Source organism: Micromonospora sp. NPDC049679, assembly GCF_040659735.1.
Classification (GTDB): domain Bacteria; phylum Actinomycetota; class Actinomycetes; order Mycobacteriales; family Micromonosporaceae; genus Micromonospora_I.
The window spans coordinates 78,376-104,628 of sequence record NZ_JBFANZ010000010.1 but is presented as its reverse complement, the minus strand read 5'-3'; the positions used below and the strand labels follow the sequence as shown (position 1 = coordinate 104,628).

The following is a 26,253-nucleotide window of genomic DNA, read 5'->3' as shown; positions in this document are numbered from 1 at the left end:
ACTCAAAGCGCACCGATCATCGGTACGCGAATGGATGGTTCTGATCTCCACCGGTTCTGAAGATCCTCGCAGCCGGCCGCGGCGCGGTCGTCTGCGGCAACCCCACTACTTTGCCATATCGTCGGGCGGGACCTGAAATCCGGCCCCGGCCAACACCGCGACGTCCCGCTTGTCGAGCGCGCCCGCGGGGAGCAGGGCGAGCAGGTCGGGACGCCGCTGTGCGGTACGTAACAACGCCTCGTCGCGGCGCCAGCGCGCGATCCTCCCGTGGTCGCCCGACCGCAGGATCTCCGGCACCTCGTGGTCGCGCCACGCCGGCGGCTTGGTGTAGACCGGCGCTTCGAGCAGGCCGTGGGCGTGCGACTCCTCGTCGAGGGAGCCGGCGTTGCCGAGCACGCCGGGCAGCAACCGGATCACCGCCTCCAGGATCACCAGGACCGCGACCTCGCCACCGAAGAGCACGTAGTCGCCGAGCGAGACCTCGGTGACCGGCATCCGGGTCGCGGCGTCGTCGAGCACGCGCTGGTCGATGCCCTCGTAGCGGCCACAGGCGAACACCAGCCGCGGCTCCGCCGCAAGCTCGTGGGCGAGCCCCTGACTGAACCGCGCGCCGGCCGGGGTGGGCACCACCAACCGCGGCGGAGGGGCGTCGGTGGGCGCCAGGGCATCCAGCGCCTCGCCCCACGGCTCCGGCCGCATCACCATGCCGGGACCGCCGCCGTACGGTGTGTCGTCGACGGTGCGGTGCACATCGCGGGTCCACGTCCGCAGGTCGTGGACGGCGAGATCGAGCAGCCCGTTGCGACGGGCCTTGCCGATCAACGACAGGTCGAGCGGGCTGAAGTATTCCGGGAAGATCGTGACGATGTCGATCCGCATCGGGGCGTGCGGCGGGTTCACAGGTCGAGTAGCCCCTCCGGAGCGTCGACCACGACCCGGCCGGCGGCCAGATCAACCTCGGGCACGATCGACTTCACGAACGGGACCAGCGCGGTACGTCCATCGGGACGACGCAGCACGAGCAGGTCGGACGAGGGAGCGTGCTCGATGCGCGTCACCTCGCCCAGCGGCTCCCCTGCGGGGCTGACGGCGGCCAGCCCGACCAACTGGTGGTCGTTGAACTCGTCCGGATCGCTCGGCGGCGCCACCTCGGCGCTGTCCACCGCGAGCAGGACCCCGCGCATCGCCTCGGCCACATCGCGGTCGTATACACCCTCGAAGAGCACGAGGGGGCGACCCTGGTGCCAACGGACCGACTCGATGGTGAGGCGCTCCGGCACCCGTACCCGGTGGGTTTCGTCCCCGCCGGGCTCCGCGGCGGGCACCGCCGTCGAGTCGGTGATCAACACCGACCCGACGGCGAACCGTTCTTCGGGCTCGTCCGTCCGCACTTCCACGGTGAGCTCACCGCGAAGACCGTGCGGACGGCCGATCCGGCCGACGAAAAGGAGCATCAGTAGGAATCGACGATGTCGACGCGCACGCCGCGCCCGCCGACCGACCCGATCACCTGGCGCAGCGCCTTGGCGGTGCGCCCACCGCGCCCGATCACCGTGCCCAGGTCCTCCGGGTGAACGCGCACCTCGAGGCGGTTGCCCCTGCGCGAGTCGACCATGCGGACCCGCACGTCGTCGGGGTGATCGACGATGCCCTTGACCAGATGCTCCAATGCCGGCCGGACTGCCACGTCAGGCCTGCTCGGCGGAGTCCGCAGCGGCCTGCTCACCGGTCTGCTTTTCGGTCTGCGCCGGAGCCTCGGCGGCGGGAGCCTCGGCAGCCGGCTCGGTCTTCTTCTTCTCAGCGGCCTTCTTCACCGGCTTGGCCGGCGCTGCCTCGGCGAGCCCGGCAGCGGCCCGCGCCTCGGCCTCGTAGGCCGCCTTGCGGTCGGCGCGCTCGGGCGCGACCAGGAGCGGCGGCGGGGCCGGCAGACCCTTGAACTTCTGCCAGTCGCCGGTCTTCTCCAGCAGGCGCTGAACGGCCTCGCTCGGCTGCGCGCCGACGGAGAGCCAGTACTGGACCCGGTCCGAGACGACCTCGATCACCGAAGGGTGCTCCTTCGGCTGGTAGATCCCGACGAACTCGATCGCCCGGCCGTCACGCTTGGTGCGCGAGTCGGCGACGACGATGCGGTACTGCGGGTTGCGGATCTTGCCCATCCGCAGGAGCCGGATCTTTACGGCCACGGTGTTTTCGCTCCTGTTGCGATTCTCACCAACCCGAACGGGCGGTGGGGCGGGTGAGAGTCGACCGGCACAGTGGGGTTTGGGCCGGAGACTGCTCGGGTGGACTAGCGACGCGTTCGGGTTAGAGGGCGCCGGACGCGCGCCGGATACCAGCCAACCATTCTGCCAGATGGAAGCGGATATGTTCACACCGGACCGGCGACGTCACCCCAGGAGGTCTCGGGTGTGCACCACGGTGCCGAAGTGACGGTGGATGTTGGCGGCGGTGGCACGCGCGAACTCGTCGGCGGTCACCATCACCCCGTCCGGCCCCATCTCGCCGAACGTGTGCGTGGCATCGATCACGAAAAGCACGTCGTATCCGAGATCGCCCGCCATGCGCGCGGTGGTCTCGCAGCAGCGGTTGGTCTGAATGCCCGTGATCACCACTTGGCGGGCGTCGCGGGCCTTGAGCCATTCTCCCAGGTCGGGCGTGCCGAGGAAGGCGGAGTGAACGCTCTTCGTGATCTCCAGCGCGGGCGTGAGTGCGGCGACCTCCGGCTTGTACGCGTGGCCGGAGTGGTCCGGACGCAGCGGTGAGCCCGGATTGGTCGACGCGTGCCGGACCCGGACCGCCGGGCGGCCCGCCGTGTTCCACGCCTCGATCAGCCGCGCGATGTTGGCCTCGGCGTCCGGGTTGTTCCGCTCGCCCCAGTAGGCGTCGTCGAAGCCCTGCTGCACGTCGATGACCAGCAGCACGGCGTCGGGTTCGAGAAGGTTTGCCATGGTGTTGATCGTGTCGACCGCCGGACAGCGACACCAGTGGCACGATTGACATCCATGCGCTGATTTCTGCCACACTGCGTCCATGCGCACGGTCGCCGTCCTGCTCCACCCCGCCGTACGGATCTTCGACTACGGCGTGATCCACGAGGTCTTCGGCGTGGACCGCAGCAACGACGGGGTGCTGCCGATCCGGTTGTGGCGCTGCGCGCCCCGGGGTGCGCCGATCACCCTCGTGGGCGGCGCCACCCTCACCGCCACGCACCACCTGGCCGACCTCGCCCGCGCCGACCTGGTGCTGATCCCGGGCGCCGCGCCCGCTCCCCCGCACGCCGAGCCGGAGCAGGCGAACGCCCTACGCGCCGCCGCCGACGCCGGCGTGCCCATCGCCGCCCTGTGCAGCGGCGCCTTCCTGCTCGCCGACGCCGGCCTGCTCGACGGGCGGCGCGCCACCACCCACTGGCGGCTCGTCGACGCGTTGGCCCGGCGCGCACCCCACGCCCGGGTCGAGTCCGGGCCGCTGTGGGTCGAGGACGGCCCGGTCTGGACCGGCGCGGGCACCGCGGCCGGAATCGACCTCTGCCTGCACCTGGTCCGGCGGGCCCACGGCGCGGCGACGGCCGCCACGATCGCCCGCCGGATGGTCACCCCGCCGCACCGCGACGGCGGACAGTCCCAGTACGTCCCGGCCACCACCGTGGATCCGCTGCCCGACGCCCTCACCGATGTGCTCGCCTGGGCCCGTGACCACCTGCACGAGACGGTCACCGTCGCCGCGCTGGCCCGACGGGCACACCAGGCGCCGCGTACCTTCGCGCGGCGGTTCACCGAGACGACCGGGACCACGCCGCTGCGCTGGCTGCACCACCAGCGGGTGCAGCTCGCGCAGGAGCTGATGGAGCGCACCGACCTGCCGGTCGAGGAGGTCGCCCGGCGGGCCGGGTTCGGGACCACCGCCGTACTGCGCCGTCACTTCGGCCGCGACCTCGGCACCACCCCGACGGCATACCGCCGCCGCTTCGCCACCCCCGAAACCCCCGCCGCCCCGCCGCCCCGCCGCGCGCGCTAACCCCGTCGATCAAGGGCAGGTTCACATAGTTCGATCTCTAAACGTGTGAATATGCCCTTGATCAACGAACAGCTCCTTGATCGACCGGGTCGAGCGCGTCCGTCGTGAGCTACCGCGCCTGGAGCCGGTCCCAGCCCTCCGGCAGCGTCACCGGCGCGGACCAGGACGGATCGGGTACGAAATCGCACCAGGTGCCGTCGAACGGAAACTCCCCCGCCTCGGCCACCTTGATCACGCGCTCCCCTTCGGCCCGCACCGCGGCCTCGTCGAGCACCCAGTAGTGCTCCGGGTAGCCGAGCCGCTCGACGAACTCCTCCTCGTCCTTCCACTCCCAGCTCAGATCGGGCCGGACGACCACGTCGAGGTCCTGGTCGACCATGTCGACGCCGGCGACCTCACCGTCGTCCCACCGCACGGCGGGTTCTTCGAGGTTGACGTACCAGTTGCTGAACCGCCCGCTGTCGTCGCGGAACCACCACACCGAGTGCGCCGTCCCGGTCGGCAGGAACTTCAGGACCGGCGGCCCCTGCCAGCTACCGTGCGAGAGCCGGTACGACCGGCCGATCCACTCGCCGAACGGCATCGCCCGCATCCCGCGCCCGTCATCGGCCACCTCGTTGACGATCGGCGTCCCGCGGTCGATCCAGAGCAACAGTCCCCGCTCATCGTCGCTGACCACGCGGGCGGGGCGGACCCAGCCGATCCGCCCGTGCCGCATGTTGCGGTGCAGGATCATCCGGCCTGGTTCGAAACGCATGGAACAAAACCCTAGCGGCTGAGCCACCAACGGGGTTGATCGATCGATCAGTGCGGTTACCTTACGCGCCGCTTCAGTTCCGCGGCGCTCACATCGGACGGCGCCGCCACGGATATCACGGGAGGCCGTGTGCTCGGCAATCTGCTGTGGAAGGTCATCGGGAACCGCTTCGGCGCCGTCGTCATCGGCCTGGTGATGGTGGCGATCTCCGTCCTGGCGTTCGACAGCTCGACGGTGAGCTGCGGCGAGAGGGAGATGCGCCCGCCGACCAGTGCGGCACCACCCGCAAGGGCGACACCGTGGTTCGTTCGTACGAGGAGCAGCGGGACAGGGAAGGGCTCTACCAGAAGGGCCTGATGGCGGCGGGCGGCCTGCTGATCGTCGGTGGCACGGTGGCCATCGTCAGGAAGGCGCGACGCAAGCCGACCGAGACGGAGACGCCGCAGTCCGAGGCGACCGCCGCGGCCGGCTGAGCGCAGGACCAGCGGCGCCGGCCGCCCCGCGCAGGGGCCGCCGGCGTCGCCGCGCCAGGATCAGTACGAGCGGGCCATGATGGCGATGAGGTCCGGCTCGTCCTCCGAGCCGGGCACCGAGCCGTCCGGGCGGACCAGGCAGCGCACCGTGACGCCCTGGCCGTTGGCCTCGGCCTCGCCCTTGGCGCCGACCTCGGACCACGGCACCCGGGCCCAGCCCGTGGCCGCCGCCTCGACCGCCTCGTCCAGCGAGTTCACCGACACCGTGCGCGACTCGCGGTGCGCGAGCGCCTCGTCGTGCAGCGCCTTCTGATCGGCGTCGAGCGCGGCGAGCACCGTCGCCACGACGTCGCTCACCGGGACCGGGGTCTTGGAGCCGTCGGTGCGGCGCACCACGACGGCGTTGCCGGCCGCGAGGTCGCGGGGGCCGACCTCGACGCGTACCGGGTAGCCCTTGAGCTCGGCGTCCACGGCCCGGCGGCCGAACGGGGTGTCGATCCGGTCGTCGAAGCCGACCCGGACGCCGGCGTCGCGCAGGGCGTCGCGCAGCTTGGCCGCCGCCTCGCCGACGCCCTCGCCGGTCTTGACGATCATGATGTACGCCTGCACCGGCGCCAGCCGCGGCGGCACCCGGAGCCCGTTGTCGTCGCCGTGGCACATGATCAGGCCGCCGAGCATGCGGGTGGAGGTGCCCCACGACGTGGTCCAGGCGTGCTGCACACCGCCGGACTTGCCGGAGTAGGTGATGTCGAAGGCCTTGGCGAAGTTCTGCCCGAGCTCGTGCGAGGTGCCGAGCTGCAGGGCCTTGCCGTCGCCCATCATGCCTTCGAGCGTGTAGGTGCTGGTCGCCCCGGCGAACCGCTCCCGGACGGTCTTGCGGCCCACGACCACCGGGATGCCGAGGACGTTGACCATGAAGTCCTCGTAGACCTCGTGCAGGATCTTGCGGGCGTAGGCGCGCGCGTCCGCCTCGTCGGCGTGCGCGGTGTGCCCCTCCTGCCAGAGGAACTCGCTGGTGCGCAGGAAGATCCGGGGGCGAAGCTCCCAGCGCACCACGTTGGCCCACTGGTTGAGCAGCAGCGGCAGATCGCGGTAGGAGTCGACCCACTTGGCCATGAACTCGCCGATCACCGTCTCGCTGGTCGGACGGACCACGATCGGCTCGGCCAACTGCTTGCCGCCCCCGTGGGTGACCACCGCCAGTTCGGGGGAGAAGCCCTCGACGTGCTCGGCCTCCCGCTTGAGGTAGCTCTCCGGGATGAAGAGCGGGAAGTACGCGTTCTCCGCCCCGCATGCCTTGATGCGGTTGTCCATCTCCGACTGCATCCGCTCCCAGATGGCGTATCCGGTCGGTCGGATGACCATCGTGCCGCGCACCGGACCGTTGTCGGCGAGCTGCGCCTTCGCGATGAGGTCCTGGTACCAGCGGGGGAAGTCTTCGGAGCGGGGAGTGAGGACGCGGGCCATGACCGGTCATCCTAGTGCCGCGTCCACCAACGTTCGCCGGGTGGGGCGAGGGTGTGGGTCCTCGCGGTGACGGGTCAGGCGACGACGCGGCCGCGCAGGATGATCCGCTTCGGGGCCTGGACGACCCGCAGGTCGGCGCGGGGGTCGGTGTCGTAGACGACGAGGTCGGCGAGGCCGCCCTCGACGAGGCCGGGGAAGCCGAGCCAGTCGCGGGCGCCCCAGGACGCGGCGCGCAGCACGTCCACCGTGGACATGCCGGCCTTCTCGTGGAGCAGCAGCATCTCCCGCGCCGCGAGGCCGTGGTCGATGCCGCCGCCCGCGTCGGTGCCGACGTAGATCGGGACTCCCGCCTCGTAGGCGGCCCGGACGACCGTCGGGAAGCCGTCGCGCAGGGCGAGCATGTGTTTCGCGTACCCGGGGAATTTCTCCCGGGCCCGGGCTGCGATGTCGCCGAAGGTGGCGATATTGATCATCGTGGGCACCAACGCGGTCCCCCGGCGGGCCATCTCGTCGACCAGGTCGACGCTCAGGCCCGTGCCGTGCTCCACCGAGTCCACCCCGGCCCGCACCATGATCTCGACGGCGGACTCGGAGAAGGTGTGCACGGCGATCCTGGCGTCCGCGGCGTGTGCGGCATCGACCGCCGCGGCCATCGTCGCCGCGTCCCACGCCGGTGCCAGGTCACCCGCGTCGCGCTCGATCCAGTCGCCGACCAGCTTCACCCAGCCGTTGCCGGCCCGCGCCTGCTCGGCGACGGTGGCCGCGACGTCGGGGGCGGCGACCTCCACGCCGATGTCGCGCAGGTAGCGCCGCGGGGGTGCGACGTGACGGCCCGCCCGCGCCAGTCGCGGCACGTCGGGGTCGTCGTCGAGCTCTGGGTACGGGTACGGCGAGCCGGCGTCTCGGATGGCCAGCACCCCGGCGTCGCGGTCGACGGTCGCGAGTTGTCTCGCCTGCGCCAGGGAGCCGATCGGCGCCCCGCCGCGCGCGATGCCGATGTGGCAGTGCGCGTCGACCAGGCCGGGCAGGATGAAGCCGCGGTCGGCGACGGTGGTCGCGTCGGCCACCGGCGTCGTCGTGATCCGGTCGCCGTCGAGCCAGAGGTCGCGCACCTCGTCGTCGGGGAGGACCACCCCGCGTACATGCAGCGCTCCGGGCATCTCGCGCCCCTCTCTGGTCATACGTCGATCAAGGACTTAGTCGTCGATCAAGGACGTGTTCACACGTTCAGAGATCAAACCATGTGAAGAAGTCCTTGATCGACGCAGAAGTCCTTGATCGACGCGGAGAGAGGGGGACGGGCCGTCAGTCCTTTTCGCGCTTGGTCAGCTTGGTGAAGTCGATCTTCGGCAGCTTGAAGCCCGGAGGCAGGCCGTCGCCACCCTGCAGCGCGCTCGGGTCCAGCCCCGGCGGCAGCTGCGGCATTCCGCCCGGGAAGCCACCGGCGGGACCGCCCACCCGCTGGCGCCCGCCGCCCTTGGTGCCCTTGCGCTTGTTCTTCGGCGACTTGGTCGCCTTGCGCCGGCTCCCCGGGAGCCCCATCATGCCACCCATCTGCTTCATCATCTTCTGCGCCTCGGTGAAGCGGTTGAGCAGCTGGTTGACGTCCATGACGGTCACCCCGGAGCCGGTGGCGATGCGCGCCCGGCGGGAGCCGTTGAGGATCTTCGGGTTGGTCCGCTCGCCCGGCGTCATGGACCGGATGATCGCGGCGACCTTGTCGAGGTGCTTGTCGTCGACCTCGGCGAGCTGGTCCTTCATCTGCCCCATGCCCGGCATCATGGCCAGGACGTTGGCGATCGGACCCATCTTCCGCACCGCGAGGAGCTGGTCGAGGAAGTCCTCCAGGGTGAACTGCTCACCGCCCATGAGCTTGGCGGTCATCTTCTCCTTCTGATCGGAGTCGAAGGCCTGTTCGGCCTGCTCGATCAGAGTGAGGACGTCGCCCATGCCGAGGATCCGGCTCGCCATCCGGTCGGGGTGGAAGACGTCGAAGTCCTCCAGCTTCTCGCCGGTCGAGGCGAACAGGATCGGCTGGCCGGTGACGTGCCGGACGGAGAGCGCGGCGCCACCGCGGGCGTCGCCGTCGAGCTTGGAGAGAACCACACCGGTGATGCCGACGCCGTCGCGGAACGCCTCGGCCGTGGTCACGGCGTCCTGACCGACCATCGCGTCGATGACGAAGATGACCTCGTCGGGGTTGACGACGTCGCGGATGTCGGCGGCCTGCGCCATCATCTCGGTGTCGATGCCGAGCCGGCCGGCGGTGTCGACGATGACGATGTCCCGGGCGGCCCGCTTGGCGTGCTCGATCGACGCCTCGGCCACCCGCACCGGGTCGCCGACACCGTTGCCCGGCTCGGGCGCGTAGACCTCGACCCCGGCCCGGCCGCCGAGGACCTGGAGCTGGTTGACGGCATTGGGGCGCTGCAGGTCGGCGGCGACGAGGAGCGGCTGGTGGCCCTGCGCCTTGAGCCAGCGGGCGAGCTTGCCGGCGAGCGTCGTCTTACCGGAGCCCTGCAGACCGGCGAGCATGATCACGGTGGGCGACTGCTTGGCGAACTGCAGCCGGCGCCCCTCCCCGCCGAGGATGTCGACGAGCTCCTCGTGGACGATCTTGATGATCTGCTGGGCCGGGTTCAGCGCCTGCGACACCTCCGCGCCGCGCGCCCGCTCCTTGAGGTTGGCGATGAAGCTCTTCACCACCGGCAGCGCGACATCGGCCTCGAGCAGGGCGAGCCGGATCTCCCGCGCGGTGGCGTCGATGTCGGCATCGGTGAGCCGGCCCTTGCCGCGGAGCTTGGTGAAGATCCCGGATAGGCGGTCACTCAAGGTGTCAAACACGACGCAACATCCCGTTTGTCAGATTATCGGCGGGCAGAACGTGGCCACGCTCGCGCGCGCGGCCCTGGCTAGGGTATCCGGCCGTTCACCGCAACGCGCGATCCCGCCGCTCCCTTCCCGATCTAGGCGGATTCCGGCGGATCAGAGATCGACCAACCCCGACTGGTACGCGAACACGACCACCCGACGGCCCCGCCGGTCCCGGGCCGCCCGGCGTCCGTCGGCGGGCGGCTTCCGGCCTACGCTCCGGGCCGTACGCCCGGGCCTGCGGTCAGACCGCGGCGAGGACAGCCGCCTCGACGCGCTCCCGCTCGGCGTCGTCGGGACCGGCGCCGACCAGGTAGAACGCGTCGACCACATCGCCGCCGAGCGTGGAGATCCGGGCCGCCCGGACCTGGGCGCCCACCGCGTCAAGGGCGGCGGCGACCCGGTAGAGCAGCCCGGCGGAGTCGGCGGCGCGCAGTTCGAGCACCACGGCGTCGGTGGCCGCCTCGCGATGCCACACCACCCGGGGCGCCGCGCCGCCCCGCCGGTCGGCGAGGGCCCGTCCACGCAGCCGCTGGATGACCGACACGTCGCCGGAGACCGTGCGGCGCAGGTCCCCGGCGAGCGCCACGGTGTCGGCCGGTGTGCCATGGCGGGGCTGCACCCGGAACTCCACCAACGCCCGCCCATCCACCGTCGAGGCGTCGGCGGTGAGCACGTCGAGGCGGTGCAGGGCCAGGCAACCGGCCACCGCGGCGAGCAGGCCGCGCCGGTCGGCCGCGGCGACCGCCACCCGCTCCCCGTTCAGATGCACGGCGGGAAGTTCCCCTGCCACGAGCGCGGGGTCGGGCGACGGCGGGGCGGGGAGCACGCCGGTGTCGAGGGCGGTGTGCACCCGCTGGACCAGTTGCGCGATGAGCCGTCCCTTCCACGTCGACCAGGCGGCCGGACCGGTCGCCCGCGCGTCGGCCCGAGCCAGGCCGTGCAGCAGGCTCAGCGTGGTCGTGTCGCCGACCGCGGCGGCGACGGTGGAGATGGTCACCGGGTCGCTCAGATCGCGCCGGGTGGCGACCTCGGGCAGGAGCAGGTGCAGCCGCACCAGCTTCTCCACCAGCGCCACGTCGGCGCAGGAGAGCCCGATCCGCCGGGCGACCCCGGCCGCGATCGGCGCGCCGACGCTGCTGTGGTCGCCACCCAACCCCTTGCCGATGTCGTGCAGGAACGCGCCGAGCAGCAGCAGGTCCGGGCGGTCGACGTCGCGGGCGTGGGCGGTCGCCTCGAAGGCCGCCTGCACCAGGTGACGGTCGAGCGTGAAGCGGTGCACGGGATTGTGCTGGGGCAGGCTGCGCAGCCGCGGCCACTCCGGCAGCCAACCGTCGACGAGGCCGTACCGGTCGCACGTCTCCCAGGTCGGCACCAGGCCGGGACCGGCGCCGAGGAGGGTGATCAGCGCGGCTCGGGCCGGTTCCGGCCAGGGCGCGGGCAGCGGTGGGCAGTAGGCGGCGAGCCATTCGCAGGTGGCCCGGGCGATGGGCAGCCGGGTGGTGGCCGCCGCTGCGGCGACCCGTAGCGACAGGCTCGGATCGGGGCGCGCGCCGATGGCGGTGCGGGCGAGGACCAGCTCACCGTCGTGTTCGACCACATCCCGGGCCACCGGGCGGCGGATCGGCGGGCGGGTGCGGCCCCGCCCCGCCCGCAGCCGTTCGGCCGCCCGCCAAGCGTCGTCGAGCGCGTGCGTCACGGTACGGGCGTCGCCGGCGACACGGCGCAGCAGCGTGTCGCCGTCGTCGAGCCCCAGCAGGGTGGCGACCGTCGCCCGCTCCTGGGCGACGAGCCGGTCCACCCGTCGCCCGACCGCGACGTGCAGGGCGTCGCGGGTGTCGAGGAGCCGCAGGTGCGCCGCGTGCGCGGTCGGGCGCATCGAGTCGGCGATGCCGGCGAGCGCGATGCACCGCAGGATGCCGACGTCGCGCAGGCCGCCGGCCGCCTCCTTGAGGTCCCCTTCGAGCAGGAAGGCCAACTCGCCGTGGGCCTGCCAGCGGGCGGCGGTCACCTCGCGCAGCCGCGGCAGTTGCCGCAGGGCGGTGCGCCGCCACTGGTCGGTGGCCGCCTCGAGGAGTTGGGCCGTGAGGTCCCGGTCGCCGGCGACGTGCCGGGCGTCGAGGAGGCCGAGGGCGACCTTCACGTCGTCATGGGCGACCGAGAGGGCTTCGGGAAGGGTGCGCACGGAGTGATCGAGTCCGAGCCGGGCGTCCCAGATCGGATACCAGAGCGTCGCGGCGAGTTCGTCCATACCGGGCACGCCGGTGTGGAGCAGAACCAGGTCGAGGTCGCTGTAGGGGGCGCACTGCAGGCGGCCGAGGCCGCCGACCGCGACCAGGGCGACCCCGGTGAGCCCGGTGGGCATGAGCGAGGTCAGCCAGCGGTCGAGCTGGGCCGCGCGCTCCACCCGCGCCGCCGCGCCGATCGCCGCGCTGCTCTCCGTCGGTCCGTTGAGCGAGGGACCGGCGGTCGCGCTACCGGTCTCGCGCGCCGCCGATCCCTTGATCATCGCTGCCTCTAGAGCGCGTCGAGGCCGCGTTCGCCGGTGCGGACCCGGACCACGTCCTCGACGGCCGTGACCCACACCTTTCCGTCACCGATCTTGCCCGTACGCGCCGCCGTCACGACCGCGTCCACCACCTTGTCGACGTCGATCTCATCGGTCAGCACCTCAATCCGGATCTTGGGCAGGAACTCCACCGTGTACTCGGCGCCCCGGTACACCTCGGTGTGCCCCTTCTGTCGCCCGTACCCCTGGACCTCGCTCACGGTCAGGCCCGCCACGCCGAGGGCGTGCAGCGCTTCCTTCACCGTGTCGAGCTGGTACGGCTTGATGACCGCGGTCACCAGCTTCATCTTCAACCCCTCCATCAGGGAACGTTAACCGGCGACCTTCTCGTTGACCGGGGCGGCGGGTGTGGCGGGCGCGTCGGTGGCCGACGTCGTTCGGCCCGGCGAGCCGATGCCCGCCAGGGCGAACGCGCCACCCCCACCCGTCGTCGGCGACAGGTCGTACGCGCTCTCCGCGTGCTCCGCGACGTCGATGCCGTCGACCTCCTGCTCGGCGCTGGCCCGGAAGCCGATCGTCTTCTGGATGACGAAGCCGAGGACCCATGCCACGCCGAAGGACCAGACGGTGACGATGAGACCGGCGAGCGCCTGGCGACCGAGCTGGGTGAGCCCGCCGCCGTAGAAGAGCCCGTTCGACGCCCCGATCACCTCGCCGATCGCGCCGTTGACCGAGGTGGTGGCGAAGAGGCCGAGCCAGAGCGAGCCGATCCACCCGCCGACGAAGTGCACGCCGACCACGTCGAGCGAGTCGTCGTAGCCGAGCTTGTACTTCAGGCTGACGGCCAGCGCGCAGACGGCGCCCGCGACCAGGCCGAGCAGCACCGCGGACCACGGCTCGATGAAGCCGCACGCCGGGGTGATCGCCACCAGTCCGGCGACGGCGCCCGATGACGCGCCGACCATCGTCGGCTTACCGCTCCTGATCCACTCGACGATGATCCAGCCGAGCACCGCGGCGGCGGTCGCCACCTGGGTGTTGATGAACGCGAGCCCGGCCACCCCGTCGACGGTCAACTCGGAGCCGGCGTTGAACCCGAACCAGCCGAACCAGAGCAGCCCCGCGCCGAGCGCCACCATCGGCACGTTGTGCGGCTTCATGGTCTCTCTCGGCCAGCCGACCCGCTTGCCGAGCACGAGGACGAGACCGAGGGCCGCGGCGCCGGCGTTGATGTGCACCGCGGTGCCGCCGGCGAAGTCCAGCGCGTGGAGATCGGCGCCGATGAAGCCACCGCCCCAGACCATGTGCGCCACCGGGAAGTAGACCAGCGTCGCCCAGCCGCCGGCGAAGAGGAGCCAGCCGGCGAACTTCGCCCGGTCGGAGATCGCCCCGCTGATCAGCGCGACGGTGATCACCGCGAACATCATCTGGAACGCCATGAAGACGTAGAGGGGAATGCCGGTGCCGCTGGGGTTCTGGGCCGTGGCCCCCCACAGGTCGGTGTCGGCGAGGTACGTGCGGTGCCCGAGGTACTGCCCCGGGTCGCCCCAGAAACCGTTGACGTCCGAGCCGAACGCCACGGTGAAGCCGTAGAACAGCCACAGGATCGAGATGAGCCCGATCGCCGAGAAGCTCATCATCATCATATTGAGCACGCCCTTGGACCGGTTCAGGCCACCGTAGAACAGTGCCAGACCCGGCGTCATGAGCAGCACGAGCGCGGTCGAGACCAGCAACCACACGGTGTTGCCGGAGTCGATCGTCGGTGCATCAGGCACGCTGGCCTCCTTAGGTGAGTCTCTTCGACACCCGATGCAGGAAGCCTTCCTGTGGCCTGTTTCGCGCAGCCTCCCGGCGCGGTTTCCGCCGCGTCACGGGTTGTTTCGTACGTGTGAAGAAACCCTCACCGCCCGTAAAAACGGACATGTGGGACCGTGTGGACCGGGGGTCAGCGCAGCGCGTACTCCAGCGTGTGCCGCTCGTGGTCCAGCAGCCGCAGGTCGCGCATCGGCCGCCGCAGATGCCCCTTGTGCACGATCCGGACGAACGCCGGGTCACCGGCGGCCGCCATCCGGCGGATCCCCTCCACGTGGTCGACGACCCGCTTGCGGATCGTGCGCACCAGCCGGTGCCGGTCGCGCGGGATCAGTCCGTACGCGTCGGCGAAGAGACGCAGCCGGCGCGCCCGGTCCGGGCGCTTCCAGCCCAGCGTGTAGGAGTCGCGGTCGGAGAAGAGCGGAACCCAGGTCCACGCCGCGTACGCGACGTCGTAGATGCGCGCCCCCGGCGAGCAGAGGTCGAAGTCGATCAGCGCGAGGGTGCCGTCCGGCCGCCAGATCACGTTGTGCGGGGCGGCGTCGTGATGGCAGATCACCTCGGTGTCCGGCGGCGGGGGCCCGAAGGAACGCCACACCGCGCTCGGCGGGGGCTGGAAGCCGTACTGCGCGTCGTGGAACATCCGCAGCATGGTCGCGACGGTGACCAGCGCCTCGTCGGTGACCCAGTGCGGCGCGAGCGGGTATTCGCCGCACTCGCCCTCCAGGTACGAGAGCACCTCGCGGTTGCGCTCGTCCATGCCGAACGCCCGCGGCGAGCCGGTGAACCCGACGTATTCGAGGTGACGCAGCAACGCGTGCACGGACGGCGTCCACGGCCCGGCGTTGCGTCGGACCGTGTCCCCGACCCGCACCACCGTGCTCACGTTGCCGCCGCGCAGCGGAATCTCCTGCTGGGTCACGTACGGTCTCCCGAGGCGTGGCGCCTGATCGCGGTATGTCACCCGAGGCTACGCATCCGTGCCGAGCGGTTCGACCCCGAGCAGGGCGTCGACGAACTGGGCGGGATCGAAGGGTGCCAGATCGTCCGGCCCCTCACCCAGTCCGACCAGCTTGACCGGGATGCCGAGCTTGCGCTGCACCGCGATCACGATGCCGCCCTTGGCCGTGCCGTCCAGCTTGGTGAGCACGACGCCCGTCACGTCCACCACCTCGGTGAAGACCCGCGCCTGCTCCAGTCCGTTCTGCCCGGTGGTGGCGTCCAGCACCAGCAGCGTCTCGTCGACCGGGCCGTGCTTCTCCACCACCCGCTTGACCTTGCCGAGCTCGTCCATGAGTCCGATCTTGTTCTGCAGCCGGCCGGCGGTGTCGATCAGCACGGTGTCGACGCCCGCGTCGATGCCGCGACGGACGGCGTCGAAGGCCACGCTCGCCGGGTCCGCCCCCTCCGGTCCGCGCACGACCTCCGCACCGACCCGCCCCGCCCAGGTGGCGAGCTGGTCCGCCGCGGCGGCCCGGAACGTGTCCGCGGCCCCCAGCACGACCGTGTGCCCGTCCGCGACCAGCACCCGGGCGATCTTGCCGCAGGTGGTGGTCTTGCCGGCGCCGTTCACCCCGACCACGAGGATCACCGCCGGGGCCCCCGTCGTACGCAGCGACCGGTCCATCTCGGGGCTTAGCGCACTCACCAGCTCCTCGGCCAGCAGCGCCCGCAGTCCGGTCGCCGTACGGGTGCCGAGCACCCGGGTGCGCTCCCGCAGCCGGTCGACGATCTCGCGGGTCGCCTCCACACCGACATCGGCGGTGATCAGGCTGTCCTCGATCTCCTCCCAGGCGTCCTCGTCCAGGTGGTCGCGGGCGAGCAGGGTGAGCAGCCCCTTGCCGAAGAGGTTCTGCGATCGGGACAGACGGGCCCGCAGCCGCACCAGCCGCCCGGCGGTCGGCTCGGGCCGCTCGATCACCGGCGGCAGTACGACCTCGGGCCGCTCCAGCACCTCCGGCTCGATCACGTCGACGGTGGGGGCGCGCGCCGGCGGTCGCTCCTCGACGATCACCCCGGCCGGTTGCTCCGTGGTCGGCTCCTCCGCGGGCGGGGCCGGAGCCGGGGGCGGCGGTTGGCGGCGCAGCCGGGGCACCATGAGCCCCACCGCGCCGAGCACCAGCACGCCCAGCAGGATCAGAGCGAGGACGAGGTAATCCATGCGGGAAATCCTGACAGATGCGTGTCGGGGCGTCCCGCCCACCGCACCGATCGGGCGGTGAAGGTCACGGGTAGCGTGTCGCCGCTCCGGGTAGAAATGATGGGCTCACCCCACCTCACCCCTCGGAGATCCGTCATGCGCGTCATGGTTTGCGTCAGTGAACGCTGAACTGCTCATCGGTCCGGTGCTCCGCCGGGTCGTGGGAACCCGGGCCACCATCTGGGTCGAGAGCAGCGCCCCGGCGGTGGTCGAGGTCCGGGCGGCCGGCGGCGCGCGCGGCAGCGCCCCCACCTTCACCGCGTTCGATCACCACTACGCCCTGGTGGTCGTCGACGGACTCACGCCGGGGGCGACGGCGGCCTACGAGGTGTTCCTCGACGACCGGCCGGTCTGGCCGTTGCCCGATTCGCCGTACCCGGCGAGTGTCATCCGCACCCGCCTCGCCGAGGACAACGAGCAGCCGGTGCGCCTCGTTTTCGGCTCCTGCCGCGAGATGACGCAGCACCCGACCACCCGAATGCTGCCTCCCGATGCCCTCGACGCGTACGCGCGGCGGCTGATGCGCGGCGACGGCGACGAGGAGGGCTGGCCCGATCTGCTCGTGCTCCTCGGCGACCAGGTGTACGCCGACGCGCCCTCCCCCAAGGTGCGCCGCTCCCTCAAGCGGCGCCGGCGCCCCGCCGAGGCCCCGCGCGACCAGGTGGTCACGTTCAACGAATACACCGCGCTCTATTACGAGTCGTGGCGCGATCCGGAGATCCGCTGGCTCTTCTCGACGGTGCCCAGCGTCATGATCTTCGACGACCACGAGGTGATCGACGACTGGAACACCTCGGCGTCGTGGCGGGCGGACGCGCGGCGGCAATCGTGGTGGGCGGAGCGGATCGCCAGCGGCCTCGCCTCCTACTGGATCTACCAGCACCTCGGCAACCTCGAACCCGACGAAATCGCCGCCGACCCGGTCTACGCCAAGGTCGTCGCGGCGGAGGACGCGACCTCGGTCCTGCGCGAGTTCGGCGCGCGCGTGGACAAGGAGGCCGACGTGTCGCACGACCCGGAGAAGTGGCAGGCCGCGCAGTACCAGTGGAGCTACTCGCTCGACATCGGCCGGACCCGGCTCGTCATGCTCGACAACCGGTGCAGCCGGGTGCTGGAGCCGGGGCAGCGGGCGATGCTGCCGGCCGGCGAATGGGCGTGGTTCATCGACCAGGCCCACGGCAGCTACGACCACCTGGTGGTCGGCGCGTCACTGCCCTGGCTGATGCCGCCCGGCATCCACTACCTGGAGGCGTGGAACGAGCGGCTGGCGGATTCTCCGCGCGGCTGGGTGGCGCGCGGCTCGGAACTGCTCCGACGCGGGCTCGACCTGGAGCACTGGGCGGCGTTCCAGCGCTCGTTCGTCGCGCTCGCCACGCTCTTCGCCCGGATCGGAGCGGGCGACCCGGGTCGATCCGGCGAGCGGGTCGGCGCCGGACCGGCGTACGCGCCGCCGGCCTCGATCAGCGTCCTCTCCGGCGACGTGCACCACTCCTACGTCGCGCGCGCGGACTTCCCGCCCGGTGTGCGCACCCCGGTGCACCAGCTGACCGCCTCACCGATCCACAACCAGGTGCCGGCCGTGATGCGCCCGCTGATGCGGCTCGGGTGGTGGCGGGGGCCGACCGCGGCGACCCGGGCGATGTCCCGGGCGGCCGGGCTGCCGAAGCCCGTGGTGCGCTGGCGCAAGCTGGCCGGACCCTACTTCGGCAACGCCCTCGGCACGCTGACCCACGCGGGCCGCTCGGCCCAGGTCGCGATCGAGGGCACCACGAAGCGCGGTGAACTGCGACTGGTGGCGCAGACCCGGTTGACCGATGAGCCCGACGGACGTGGGAGCGGAAAATAGCCGGGCGTTTGTGCGAGTTGCCGCCATGATGGCCCGATGACCTGGACTGCCCCTGACATCACCCGTGTCCACATACCACGCGCGGCCGGTGAGCGCGACATGCTCGAAGGGTGGCTCGACTTCCACCGCCAGACGCTGCTGCTCAAATGCGCCGGCCTCACCGCCGAACAACTCCGCACGGCGAGCGTCCAGCCGTCGTCGCTGACCCTGCTCGGTCTGCTCCGGCACATGGCCGAGGTGGAGCGGTGGTGGTTCCGGATGAACTTCGCCGGCGAGCGACTCGACGACCTCTACAACACGGAGGCGAGCCCCGACGGCGACTTCGACGACCTGGCCGACGCCGATCCCGAGGCGGCCGTCGCGACCCTGCACGCCGAGGTCGAGCTGGCCCGGGCGGCGGCCGCCGCCCGGGCCCTCGACGAGACCTTCGTCAGCCTCAGCGGGCAGAGGAAGGAGCTCAACCTCCGCTGGGTCTACGTGCACATGATCGAGGAGTATGCCCGGCACAACGGCCACGCCGACCTGATCCGTGAGCGGATCGACGGCGTCACGGGCGGCTAGCGGCAACGCGCCCGCGGGGCCTGTCGGTTACGCGGAGAAGGCCGCGCGCAGGTAGGCGAGGTCCCGCGGGCCGCCCCAGCGGTGCGCGGCCAGCCCCGCCGCCCGCGCGCCCTGCACGGACCGGTCGGAGTCGTCCACGAACAGCACCTGCTTGGGCAGCGCCCGGATCGCCCGGCACGCCTCGTGGAAATACTCCTTCGTCGGTTTGTGCACCCCGACGACGGAGGAGTTGACCACCACGTCCACCTCGTCGACGAGGTGGAGCGCGGCGAGATCGGCGTCGAGCAGGTCGGTGGCGTTGGTGGCCAGCCCGACCCGTACGCCCGCGCCGCGCACCTCGCGGATGAAGCCGAGCACCTCCGGGTCGACCGCGCCCCGGTAGGTCTCCCACTCGGCGACCGCCGCGCGGACCGCCTCCGGCTTGCCGGTCTGCTCGCCGAGCACTCGGGAGACGTCGGCGATCCACTCCGCGTGGGTGATCTGGCCGGTGATGGCGGGCTGCGCCCGGGACCACTCCATCGCGGTGGCGAGCAGCGCACCGGTGGGGAGCCCGTACTTCCGCTCGACGGCCTCGGTCACGGTCGGATCCCAGTGCCGGAGTACGCCGTCGAAGTCGATGAGCAGTGCGGTGGGGCGTTCCCGGGCCATCACTCGTCCCCGTCCTGGTTGAGCCGCTGACTGATCACCTGCGTGACGCCGTTGCGCATCGTCACGCCGTACAACGCGTCCGCGATCTCCATGGTGCGCTTCTGGTGCGTGATGATGATGAGCTGGCTCTTGTCCCGCAGCTGCGCCATCAGGGTGATCAGCCGGCCGAGGTTGACGTCGTCGAGCGCCGCCTCGACCTCGTCCATGATGTAGAACGGGCTGGGGCGGGCGCGGAAGATCGCGACGAGCATGGCGACCGCGGTCAGCGACCGCTCGCCGCCGGAGAGCAGCGAGAGCCGCTTGATCTTCTTGCCCGGCGGCCGCGCCTCGACCTCCACGCCCGTGGTGAGCATGTCCTCCGGGTCGGTGAGCACCAACCGCCCCTCGCCTCCGGGGAAGAGCACGGTGAAGACCTGCTGGAACTCCCGGGCGGTGTCCTCGAACGCGCTGGCGAAGACGTCGAGGATCCGGTCATCGACGTCCTTGACCACGGTGAGCAGGTCACGCCGCGTGGCTTTGAGGTCTTCGAGCTGGTCGGAGAGGAACTTGAACCGCTCTTCGAGGGCGGCGAACTCCTCCAACGCGAGCGGGTTGACCTTGCCCAGCAGGGCCAGCTCCCGTTCGGCCCTGCCGGCCCGCTTCTCCTGCGTCGGCCGGTCGTACGGGACCGGCTGCGGCTCCGGCTTCCCGTCGGCGGCCGCTGCGGCGAGCTGCGCCTGGGTGGGCGGGACGAGCTGCAGCGGACCGTACTCGGCGACCAGCGTCTCCACGTCGAGCGCGAAGTCCTCCGCGGCCTTGGCCTCCAGTTGCTCGATGCGCATGCGCTGCTCGGCGCGGGCCACCTCGTCGCGGTGCACCTCGTTGGTGAGCCGGTCCAGGTCGCCGCCGAGCCGCTTCGCCGCCCCGCGTACCTCCTGCAGCTCGGCCTCCCGCGCGGAGCGCGCCTGCGCGATCGCGTTGCGGGTCTGCTCGGCGGCGGTGAGGGAGCCGGCGAGCCGGGTCAACGCGGCGCGGGCGCCGAGTTCGACGGCGCGGGCGATCGCTGCGCCCCGGGCGCGGGCTGCCCGGCGGGCCGCGGCCCGCTCCCGGGCGGCCCGCTCCGCGGCGGCCTGTCGGGCGAGGGAGTCGGCCCGTCCGGCGATCGAGGCGACGCGCTCCTCGGCGGTGCGGACCGCGAGGCGAACCTCCATCTCGTTCTGCCGCGCCTGCGGCAGGGACGCGGCGAGCATGTCGCGTTCCTCGGTCGAGGGGTCCTCGTCGATCGGGCTCGACTCGGCCAGCAGTAGCCGTTCTTCCAGCTCCTCGAGGCCGGCGAGGTCGCGGTCACGCGCCTCTTCGGCCTTGGCGCGGGAGGCGGCGAGCCGCTCCGTCTCGGCCTTCGCGGATCGCGCGGCGGCGCCGAGTTCGGCCAGCCGGCGCGCGGCGGCGTTGCGCTCCCCCTCGGCCGCCCGCTTGGCGGCGGCGGCGACGGAGACGGCCTCCTTGTGCTCGGCGACCTCGGCGCGGGCTTCGGCGAGCTGGTCGCGCAGGTCGCCGATGGCGCCCTCGGCGGCGAGCCGGTTGGTCCGCGCCTCCTCCACGGCGGCCTGGACCTCGATGAAGCTGGGCGCCTTGGCGGAACCGCCGGCCGCCGTGTAGGCGCCGACGACGTCGCCGTCGGGGGTGACCGCGCGCAGTTCAGGGTTGGCGGCGACGACGCGCGCCGCGGCCTCGAGGTCGTCGACGAGTACGACGTCGCGCAGCGCCCGGTGCACGGCCGGCCGCACGTCGTCGCGGCACTGGATCACGTCCGGCGCCCACTTCGCGCCGGCCGGAAGCGCCGGGCGCAGCGCGTCGGCCGAGCCGATCATGCCCGGTCCGTCCGGGCTGCCCACGATGAGACTGGCCCGGCCGGCATCCTGGATCTTCAGCAGCCGCATCGCCTCGGTGGCCTCGTCGATGCCGGCGACGGCGACGGCGTCGGCCAGCGCACCGAGGGCGGCGGCGAGCGCCGCCTCGTGGCCCGGCTCCACGGTGAGCATCGCGGCGAGGCTGCCCAGCAGCCCCGGCACCTCGTCCGCCCGCGCGAGCAGGGCACCCGCGCCGTCCTTGCGGCGCAGTCCCATCGAGAGAGCTTCCTCGCGGGCCTTCCAGGTCGCCGCGTCCTTTTCCGCCTTGCGCTCCGCGTCGGAGAGCTCCCGCACCATGGCCGCCGCCGCGTCGTGGACGGCGACCGCCTCGGCGTGCCGGGCATCGAGGTCGGCGTTGTCCCGGTCCGCCTCGGTCGACTCTTCGGCGACCGCGTCGACCTCGGCCTGCGCCTTCTCGGCGCGTGCCTGGGCGTCGGTGTGCGCGGCCGCCAGCCGGGAGATCTCCTCGGCGGCGCTGGTCGTGCGGGCCCGCGCCGAGTTGACCTGGCCGGTCAGCTTGGCCAGCCCCTCCCGGCGATCGGCGATCGCCTTCGCGGCCGCGACCAGCGCGCGCTCGGCCTGCGCGAGCTGCCGTTCGAGCTCCTGCCGGCCCTCCACCGCCTCGGCGAGTCGGATCTGGTCATCGGTCAGCGCGGCGCGCAGCTCCTCCTCGTGCTCGCGCACCTTCTCCGCCTCGGCGGCGAGTTGCTCGGGATCGCGACCCGGACGCTCGTCGTCCGGTGTGACGGAGAGGTGGCGCAGCCGTTCACTGGCGAGTTGCTCGGTGGAGCGGAACCGTTCGGTGAGGGCGGAGAGCTTGTACCAGGTGTCCTGGGCGGCGGCGAGCAGCGGCGCGTCCTCGGCGAGCGCCGCCTCCAGCTCCGCCAGCCGTCCCTGTACCTCGGTGTACTCCTCCTCGACCTGCTCGCGCCGCTCACGCACCGCCGTCTCGTCGGCGATCTCCTTGTCCAGCGTGGATCGGAGCGTGGCCAGGTCGTCGGCGAGCAGGCGCAGCCGCGCGTCGCGCAGGTCGGCCTGGATGCCCTGGGCGCGGCGGGCCACCTCGGCCTGTCGGCCCAGCGGCTTGAGCTGTCGGCGCAGCTCTGCGGTGAGGTCGGTGAGCCGGTTCAGGTTGATCTGCATCGCGTCGAGCTTGCGCAGCGCCTTTTCCTTGCGCTTGCGGTGCTTGAGGACGCCCGCCGCCTCTTCGATGAACGCCCGCCGGTCCTCCGGTTTGGCGTGCAGCATGCCGTCGAGGCGGCCCTGGCCCACGATGATGTGCATTTCGCGGCCGATGCCGGAATCCGACAGCAGTTCCTGGATGTCGAGCAGCCGGCACGAGTTTCCGTTGATCTCGTATTCGCTCTCACCGGAGCGGAACATCCGGCGGGTGATCGAAACCTCGGTGTAGTCGATTGGCAGCGCGCCGTCGGTGTTGTCGATGGTGAGCGTGACCTCGGCGCGGCCCAGCGGCGCGCGGCCGGCGGTGCCGGCGAAGATCACGTCTTCCATCTTGCCGCCCCGCAGCGCCTTGGCGCCCTGCTCCCCGAGGACCCACGCGATGGCGTCGACGACGTTGGACTTGCCGGAGCCGTTGGGGCCCACCACGCAGGTGATGCCCGGCTCCAGCTTCAACGTCGTCGCGGAGGCGAAGGATTTGAAGCCCTTCACCGTCAGGCTCTTCAGATACACGTTTTCGATTCCTCGTCCGGCGTGACCGCCGGGCTTGGGGCGACCTTGCCGATGTCGGCCGCCGGGCCACAGTCAGGGCCTTCTTCCGGGCCTTGGTCAACCCGCAGGGTAACGCGGAGCTGCCCCGGGAGCAGCGCGGCGCGCGCCGGTGAGCCTATCCGATGGCCCTGTGGGGGCGTCCTACCCGCAGGCCAGCGCCGGCGCGCGGGGCTTGACCCGGCCGCGCCGCGGGGCTGGAGTCGGCCTCGCCGGTGCGGGGTGGACCCGGCCGCGCCGCTACGGGCGGTACGGCGCCGCGCTGCGGGCAAAGAACTGCGCGCCGCCACGTGTGTGTCGGCGCGCGATGGGTGCGATTCAGCGGTGTGGCAGTGGGCGCCGGTGACCCGGCGCCCGGAGATCAGGTCAGTGCCGGCTCGGCCAGCCGCAGCAGGTCATCTGTCTCGGCGGCCGCTGCCGCGAGCCGATCGTTTTCGGCACGCAGGCGGGTGATCTCGAACTCCAGTGCCTGAACCCTGGCACGCAGTCGGGTGACCTCGTCGAGCAGACGCCGGTCCGGCGCTGCAGCAACGTGGCCGTAGAGGGCCTTCGCCATATCGTCTCCTTGTAATGCGCTGCCGGAAAGGCCGGCCAACGCGCGCCCAACTATTCGCGACTATCCACCCTCGGGCACGCGAGGGCAGGATTGGGCGCGACTGGCGACTTCCCTATAGTCCGCCGCTGCCCGCGCTTCGTCAAGCTCAAGGACGCGCAGATCACTCACCGTCAACGGATTTGAGCGCGGAGCACCGCCGCGGGGCGCAAACAAGATCACTATTCGGACGGGACAAGTCTAAGCGGATGATGTTTCCGGGATGAAAATGACGATCATCGCTTTAGCTGGTGCAAGAACCTCTTATATCTTCCTTAGCCGCGTTGCCCGCGCCGATCGCCGTACGTAGCGTCGCAACCGCTCAGATCCCCGACGAGCGGAGGCATCAACGTGCACGGCGGGACCGAACGGTCCGACCGGCCCCGACTACCGGCGCCGCAGATCGACCGAACGACGCGACGCGTCGACCCGGCCGGCGGCAGGGGCCGACACCGCCGTCCGCGACGCACACCCGGACGACCCGCGCTGGCGGTCCTCGTCACGCTGCCCCTGCTCGCGCTGGGCGCCGGCGCGCTGCTGCGACCGGCGGGTCTCGTCGCCGCCGATCCGGGCCCGGGCGCCACGGCCGGGAGGGCGGCGGACGCGGCGGGCGAGTCCTCCGACCGCCGCGCCGATCCCGAGTCTCCGCTGCGTGCACGCGGGACGACCGCACCCCCCGGCCCGAAAGTCACGCCGACCCGCCGCCCCACGGCGACGCCGGCCCGCACAGCCGTTCCCCCGTCCCGGCGCGCGGCCCGGGTGGCCCCGACGGCGACCGTCGGCTCCGCCCCGCCGGCCGCGGCGACCGCGACCGTGGAGGAGCAGGTGATCACACTCGTCAATCGCGAACGGGCCTCGAACGGCTGCGCCGCCGTCGCGGCGCAGCCGCAACTGGCCGATGCGGCCCGCCGGCACAGCCAGGACCAGGCGGCCCACGCCAGCATGTCGCACACCGGCAGTGACGGCAGCTCTCCGTGGGATCGGGCGGAGCGATCCGGCTACACGCGGGCGATCGGAGAGAACGTGGCGGCGGGCTACCGCACCGCCGACGCGGTCATGACGGGCTGGATGAACAGCGACGGTCACCGCGCGAACATCCTCAACTGCCAGGCCAAGGCGATCGGCGTCGGACTCGCGGCCGCGAGCGACGGCACGATTTACTGGACGCAGATGTTCGGATCGGCGATCTAGTCCGGACCATCTGACTTTTGGTTATACATCATGGGATAAACGTATTTAGTTGATGTCGCCAAGGCACGATCGTGTCGATCTTTGCGGGTTCGTTCGTTGTGATCAACGTGACGAAGCCCCCCGCGCCTCCACCCCGCTCCCCCGCTCCGCGCCGGCTGCCGCCGCGCTACCCGCTGCTGCAGAACGAACCCGTGGTGCCGACCGTGGTCTGGGTCGGGCGGATCGAACCACTCAAGGACCTGCACACGCTGATCCGGGCCTTCCAGCTCGTCCGGGATGAGCTGCCGGACGCCCGGCTCCGGCTCGCGGGTCCGGTGCCGGAACACGCCGAGGCGTACGCGCAGAGCTGCCACGCTCTGGTCGACCGGCTGGGGCTGCGGGACAGCGTCGACTTCACCGGCCCGGTCGCCAACAGCCGGAAGGCGTACGCGGCGGGGCACGTGGTGGCGCTGCCCGGCACCGCCGAGCGCATCCCGTACACCGTCATCGAGGCCATGATGTGCGGCCGCCCCACCGTGAGCAGCGACGTCGGCGGGGTCGCCGAGGCGGTCGGGGAGGCCGGCCTCGTGGTCGCGCCCGGGAACCCGGTGGCGTTCGCCGCGGCCTGCACCGACCTGCTCACCGATCCGCAGCGTCGTCGCGAGCTGGGCGCCGCGGCCCGGCGCCGGGCACTCGCCCACTTCACCACCGGCAAGATGCTCCCGGTCTACGAGCAGCTCTACCGCGACGTGCGGGCGCACGGCGCGCAGGGCGCCCCGCTGCCGCGGCGGGCGGCCCACGGCCTGCAGCACGTGCGGTAGCCGGGCATCGACGCAGCGTGGGCCGCCGAGCCGCCGGCCGTGCCGGTCGGGGCGGTCGGATCGTTGTTCCGAGGGAGAAACCTGCCGCTGTGCGCCGTTCGCGCTCCGGCGGCATCCCGCTGAGCCGGTCAGCGTGGACCAAGCCGCTACGACCTCGTGAGGTGGCGATGAAGACCCTGCTGCCGCTCTACGTGCACCCGCTCGACGAACCGACGCTGTGGCAGCCGGAGCGGCTGCGCGACGCGACGGTGGTGGTCAACGTGCAGGACGGGCCGGGAACGAAGCCGAGCGCCGTGTACGAGGTCGTGGTCGCGCAACTCGCCGACGCCGGTGTGCCGCTGCTCGGCTACGTCGACCTCGGCTACGTGTCGCGTCCGCTCGCCGACATCCTGGAGGAGGTCGAACGCTGGGCCGCGTACCGGGTCGGCGGGATCTTCTTCAACGCGGCGCCGACCAGCCCGTTCAGTGTCGGCCCGGTCGGCATGGCCGTCCGGGTGGCGCGCGCGTTCGGCCTGACCGAGGTGGTGCTCAATCCGGGCATGGCGACGGACCCCGTCTACCGCGACCTGGACGCCGCCATCTGCGCCTTCGAGGGGAGCTGGCGCGATTACCAGCGGTGGTCGCCGAAGGGGGTCGAGCCGGGCGACGGGCACCTGGTCTACGGCGTACCGGTCGAGAAACTGGACGCGGCGCGACGGCTGATGCTGATGCGGCACGCCGGTTTCGGACTCGCCACCGACCTCGACCTGCCCCACCCGTACGCCGGTCTGCCGGGCAGCCTGGGCGAACTCTCCGCGGCCTCCTGAAATGTGGGGAGGTGGCCCTGGCCGATGTGGACGGCTACGGCCGTTCGTGGCGGCGGGCAACCGGTCCTCCATGTGGAGTACGCGGC

24 protein-coding genes are annotated in these 26,253 nt (G+C 71.8%); 7 read left to right on the top strand and 17 right to left on the bottom strand.

Annotated elements, in window-relative coordinates; genetic code table 11:
- Positions 1–105 precede the first annotated feature (105 nt).
- The 5 genes from trmD to AB0J06_RS09360 all read right to left on the bottom strand — a co-directional run bounded on the left by trmD (position 106) and on the right by AB0J06_RS09360 (position 2,948).
- Positions 106–879 (bottom strand): tRNA (guanosine(37)-N1)-methyltransferase TrmD, encoded by a 774-nt coding sequence (trmD, locus tag AB0J06_RS09380; RefSeq protein WP_357426529.1) that lies wholly within the window; start codon positions 877–879, stop codon positions 106–108.
- A gap of 17 nt (positions 880–896) precedes the next feature.
- On the bottom strand, positions 897–1,454 hold the full coding sequence (gene rimM / locus AB0J06_RS09375) for a ribosome maturation factor RimM (RefSeq protein WP_357426434.1): 558 nt from the start codon (positions 1,452–1,454) through the stop codon (positions 897–899).
- On the bottom strand, positions 1,454–1,714 hold the full coding sequence (locus AB0J06_RS09370; protein ID WP_357426527.1) for an RNA-binding protein: 261 nt from the start codon (positions 1,712–1,714) through the stop codon (positions 1,454–1,456). The genes rimM and AB0J06_RS09370 overlap by 1 nt, the downstream gene beginning before the upstream one ends.
- Complete coding sequence (gene rpsP / locus AB0J06_RS09365) at positions 1,689–2,183, bottom strand: 30S ribosomal protein S16 (RefSeq protein WP_357426432.1); 495 nt, start codon at positions 2,181–2,183, stop codon at positions 1,689–1,691. Before rpsP ends, AB0J06_RS09370 begins: the two co-directional genes overlap by 26 nt.
- A gap of 204 nt (positions 2,184–2,387) precedes the next feature.
- Positions 2,388–2,948, bottom strand: a complete 561-nt coding sequence (locus AB0J06_RS09360) for a cysteine hydrolase family protein (RefSeq protein ID WP_357426430.1) — start codon at positions 2,946–2,948, stop codon at positions 2,388–2,390.
- Positions 2,949–3,030: 82 nt separating this feature from the next.
- Between AB0J06_RS09360 and AB0J06_RS09355 the strand changes: the two genes are divergently transcribed.
- A complete protein-coding gene (locus tag AB0J06_RS09355) occupies positions 3,031–4,014 on the top strand; it encodes a helix-turn-helix domain-containing protein (RefSeq protein ID WP_357426428.1) in 984 nt (327 codons plus the stop codon).
- 109 nt (positions 4,015–4,123) lie between these two features.
- On the opposite strand, the gene AB0J06_RS09350 is transcribed toward AB0J06_RS09355, so the two are convergent.
- Positions 4,124–4,771 carry a DUF402 domain-containing protein gene (locus AB0J06_RS09350; RefSeq protein ID WP_357426426.1) on the bottom strand — a complete coding sequence of 216 codons (648 nt, stop codon included), beginning with the start codon at positions 4,769–4,771 and terminating at the stop codon, positions 4,124–4,126.
- Positions 4,772–5,070: 299 nt separating this feature from the next.
- On the opposite strand from AB0J06_RS09350, the gene AB0J06_RS09345 reads away from it, so the two are divergent.
- Positions 5,071–5,244 (top strand): hypothetical protein, encoded by a 174-nt coding sequence (locus AB0J06_RS09345; protein ID WP_357426424.1) that lies wholly within the window; start codon positions 5,071–5,073, stop codon positions 5,242–5,244.
- Between the two features lie 60 nt (positions 5,245–5,304).
- Here the strand turns inward: AB0J06_RS09345 and proS are convergent, their stop codons facing one another.
- The 8 genes from proS to ftsY all read right to left on the bottom strand — a co-directional run bounded on the left by proS (position 5,305) and on the right by ftsY (position 16,067).
- Positions 5,305–6,711: a proline--tRNA ligase gene (gene proS / locus AB0J06_RS09340; RefSeq protein ID WP_357426421.1), complete on the bottom strand. Its 1,407-nt coding sequence runs from the start codon at positions 6,709–6,711 to the stop codon at positions 5,305–5,307.
- Positions 6,712–6,785: 74 nt separating this feature from the next.
- Entirely contained in the window at positions 6,786–7,871 is a 1,086-nt protein-coding gene (locus tag AB0J06_RS09335) for an amidohydrolase family protein (protein ID WP_357426525.1), read from the bottom strand.
- Positions 7,872–8,016: 145 nt separating this feature from the next.
- Positions 8,017–9,555 (bottom strand): signal recognition particle protein, encoded by a 1,539-nt coding sequence (ffh, locus tag AB0J06_RS09330; RefSeq protein WP_357426419.1) that lies wholly within the window; start codon positions 9,553–9,555, stop codon positions 8,017–8,019.
- A gap of 271 nt (positions 9,556–9,826) precedes the next feature.
- Positions 9,827–12,091, bottom strand: coding sequence for a [protein-PII] uridylyltransferase (locus tag AB0J06_RS09325; protein ID WP_357426417.1), 2,265 nt, complete (start codon positions 12,089–12,091; stop codon positions 9,827–9,829).
- Between the two features lie 8 nt (positions 12,092–12,099).
- Positions 12,100–12,438, bottom strand: coding sequence for a P-II family nitrogen regulator (locus AB0J06_RS09320; protein ID WP_357426523.1), 339 nt, complete (start codon positions 12,436–12,438; stop codon positions 12,100–12,102).
- 24 nt (positions 12,439–12,462) lie between these two features.
- Positions 12,463–13,869: an ammonium transporter gene (locus tag AB0J06_RS09315; protein WP_357426415.1), complete on the bottom strand. Its 1,407-nt coding sequence runs from the start codon at positions 13,867–13,869 to the stop codon at positions 12,463–12,465.
- A 170-nt stretch (positions 13,870–14,039) separates the two neighbouring features.
- Positions 14,040–14,870 carry an aminoglycoside phosphotransferase family protein gene (locus AB0J06_RS09310; protein WP_357426413.1) on the bottom strand — a complete coding sequence of 277 codons (831 nt, stop codon included), beginning with the start codon at positions 14,868–14,870 and terminating at the stop codon, positions 14,040–14,042.
- 6 nt (positions 14,871–14,876) lie between these two features.
- Positions 14,877–16,067, bottom strand: a complete 1,191-nt coding sequence (gene ftsY, locus AB0J06_RS09305) for a signal recognition particle-docking protein FtsY (protein WP_357426411.1) — start codon at positions 16,065–16,067, stop codon at positions 14,877–14,879.
- A gap of 157 nt (positions 16,068–16,224) precedes the next feature.
- Between ftsY and AB0J06_RS09300 the strand changes: the two genes are divergently transcribed.
- Both AB0J06_RS09300 and AB0J06_RS09295 read left to right on the top strand, forming a co-directional pair.
- Positions 16,225–17,952, top strand: coding sequence for an alkaline phosphatase D family protein (locus AB0J06_RS09300; protein WP_357426409.1), 1,728 nt, complete (start codon positions 16,225–16,227; stop codon positions 17,950–17,952).
- Between the two features lie 36 nt (positions 17,953–17,988).
- A complete protein-coding gene (locus AB0J06_RS09295) occupies positions 17,989–18,513 on the top strand; it encodes a DinB family protein (protein WP_357426407.1) in 525 nt (174 codons plus the stop codon).
- Positions 18,514–18,540: 27 nt separating this feature from the next.
- Here AB0J06_RS09295 and AB0J06_RS09290 read toward each other — a convergent pair whose 3' ends face one another.
- The 3 genes from AB0J06_RS09290 to AB0J06_RS09280 all read right to left on the bottom strand — a co-directional run bounded on the left by AB0J06_RS09290 (position 18,541) and on the right by AB0J06_RS09280 (position 23,334).
- Entirely contained in the window at positions 18,541–19,161 is a 621-nt protein-coding gene (locus tag AB0J06_RS09290) for an HAD-IA family hydrolase (RefSeq protein ID WP_357426405.1), read from the bottom strand.
- Positions 19,161–22,742, bottom strand: coding sequence for a chromosome segregation protein SMC (smc, locus tag AB0J06_RS09285; protein WP_357426403.1), 3,582 nt, complete (start codon positions 22,740–22,742; stop codon positions 19,161–19,163). The genes AB0J06_RS09290 and smc overlap by 1 nt, the downstream gene beginning before the upstream one ends.
- Before the next feature lie 397 nt (positions 22,743–23,139).
- Positions 23,140–23,334 (bottom strand): hypothetical protein, encoded by a 195-nt coding sequence (locus AB0J06_RS09280; protein ID WP_357426401.1) that lies wholly within the window; start codon positions 23,332–23,334, stop codon positions 23,140–23,142.
- Between the two features lie 387 nt (positions 23,335–23,721).
- Between AB0J06_RS09280 and AB0J06_RS09275 the strand changes: the two genes are divergently transcribed.
- From AB0J06_RS09275 to AB0J06_RS09265, 3 genes are all read left to right on the top strand, one after another.
- Positions 23,722–24,561 carry a CAP domain-containing protein gene (locus AB0J06_RS09275; protein WP_357426399.1) on the top strand — a complete coding sequence of 280 codons (840 nt, stop codon included), beginning with the start codon at positions 23,722–23,724 and terminating at the stop codon, positions 24,559–24,561.
- Between the two features lie 107 nt (positions 24,562–24,668).
- Complete coding sequence (locus tag AB0J06_RS09270) at positions 24,669–25,361, top strand: glycosyltransferase (protein ID WP_357426398.1); 693 nt, start codon at positions 24,669–24,671, stop codon at positions 25,359–25,361.
- Positions 25,362–25,528: 167 nt separating this feature from the next.
- The gene (locus tag AB0J06_RS09265) at positions 25,529–26,167 is read left to right on the top strand and encodes a spherulation-specific family 4 protein (RefSeq protein WP_357426521.1); all 639 of its coding nucleotides are present in this window, start codon (positions 25,529–25,531) and stop codon (positions 26,165–26,167) included.
- Positions 26,168–26,253: the final 86 nt, after the last annotated feature.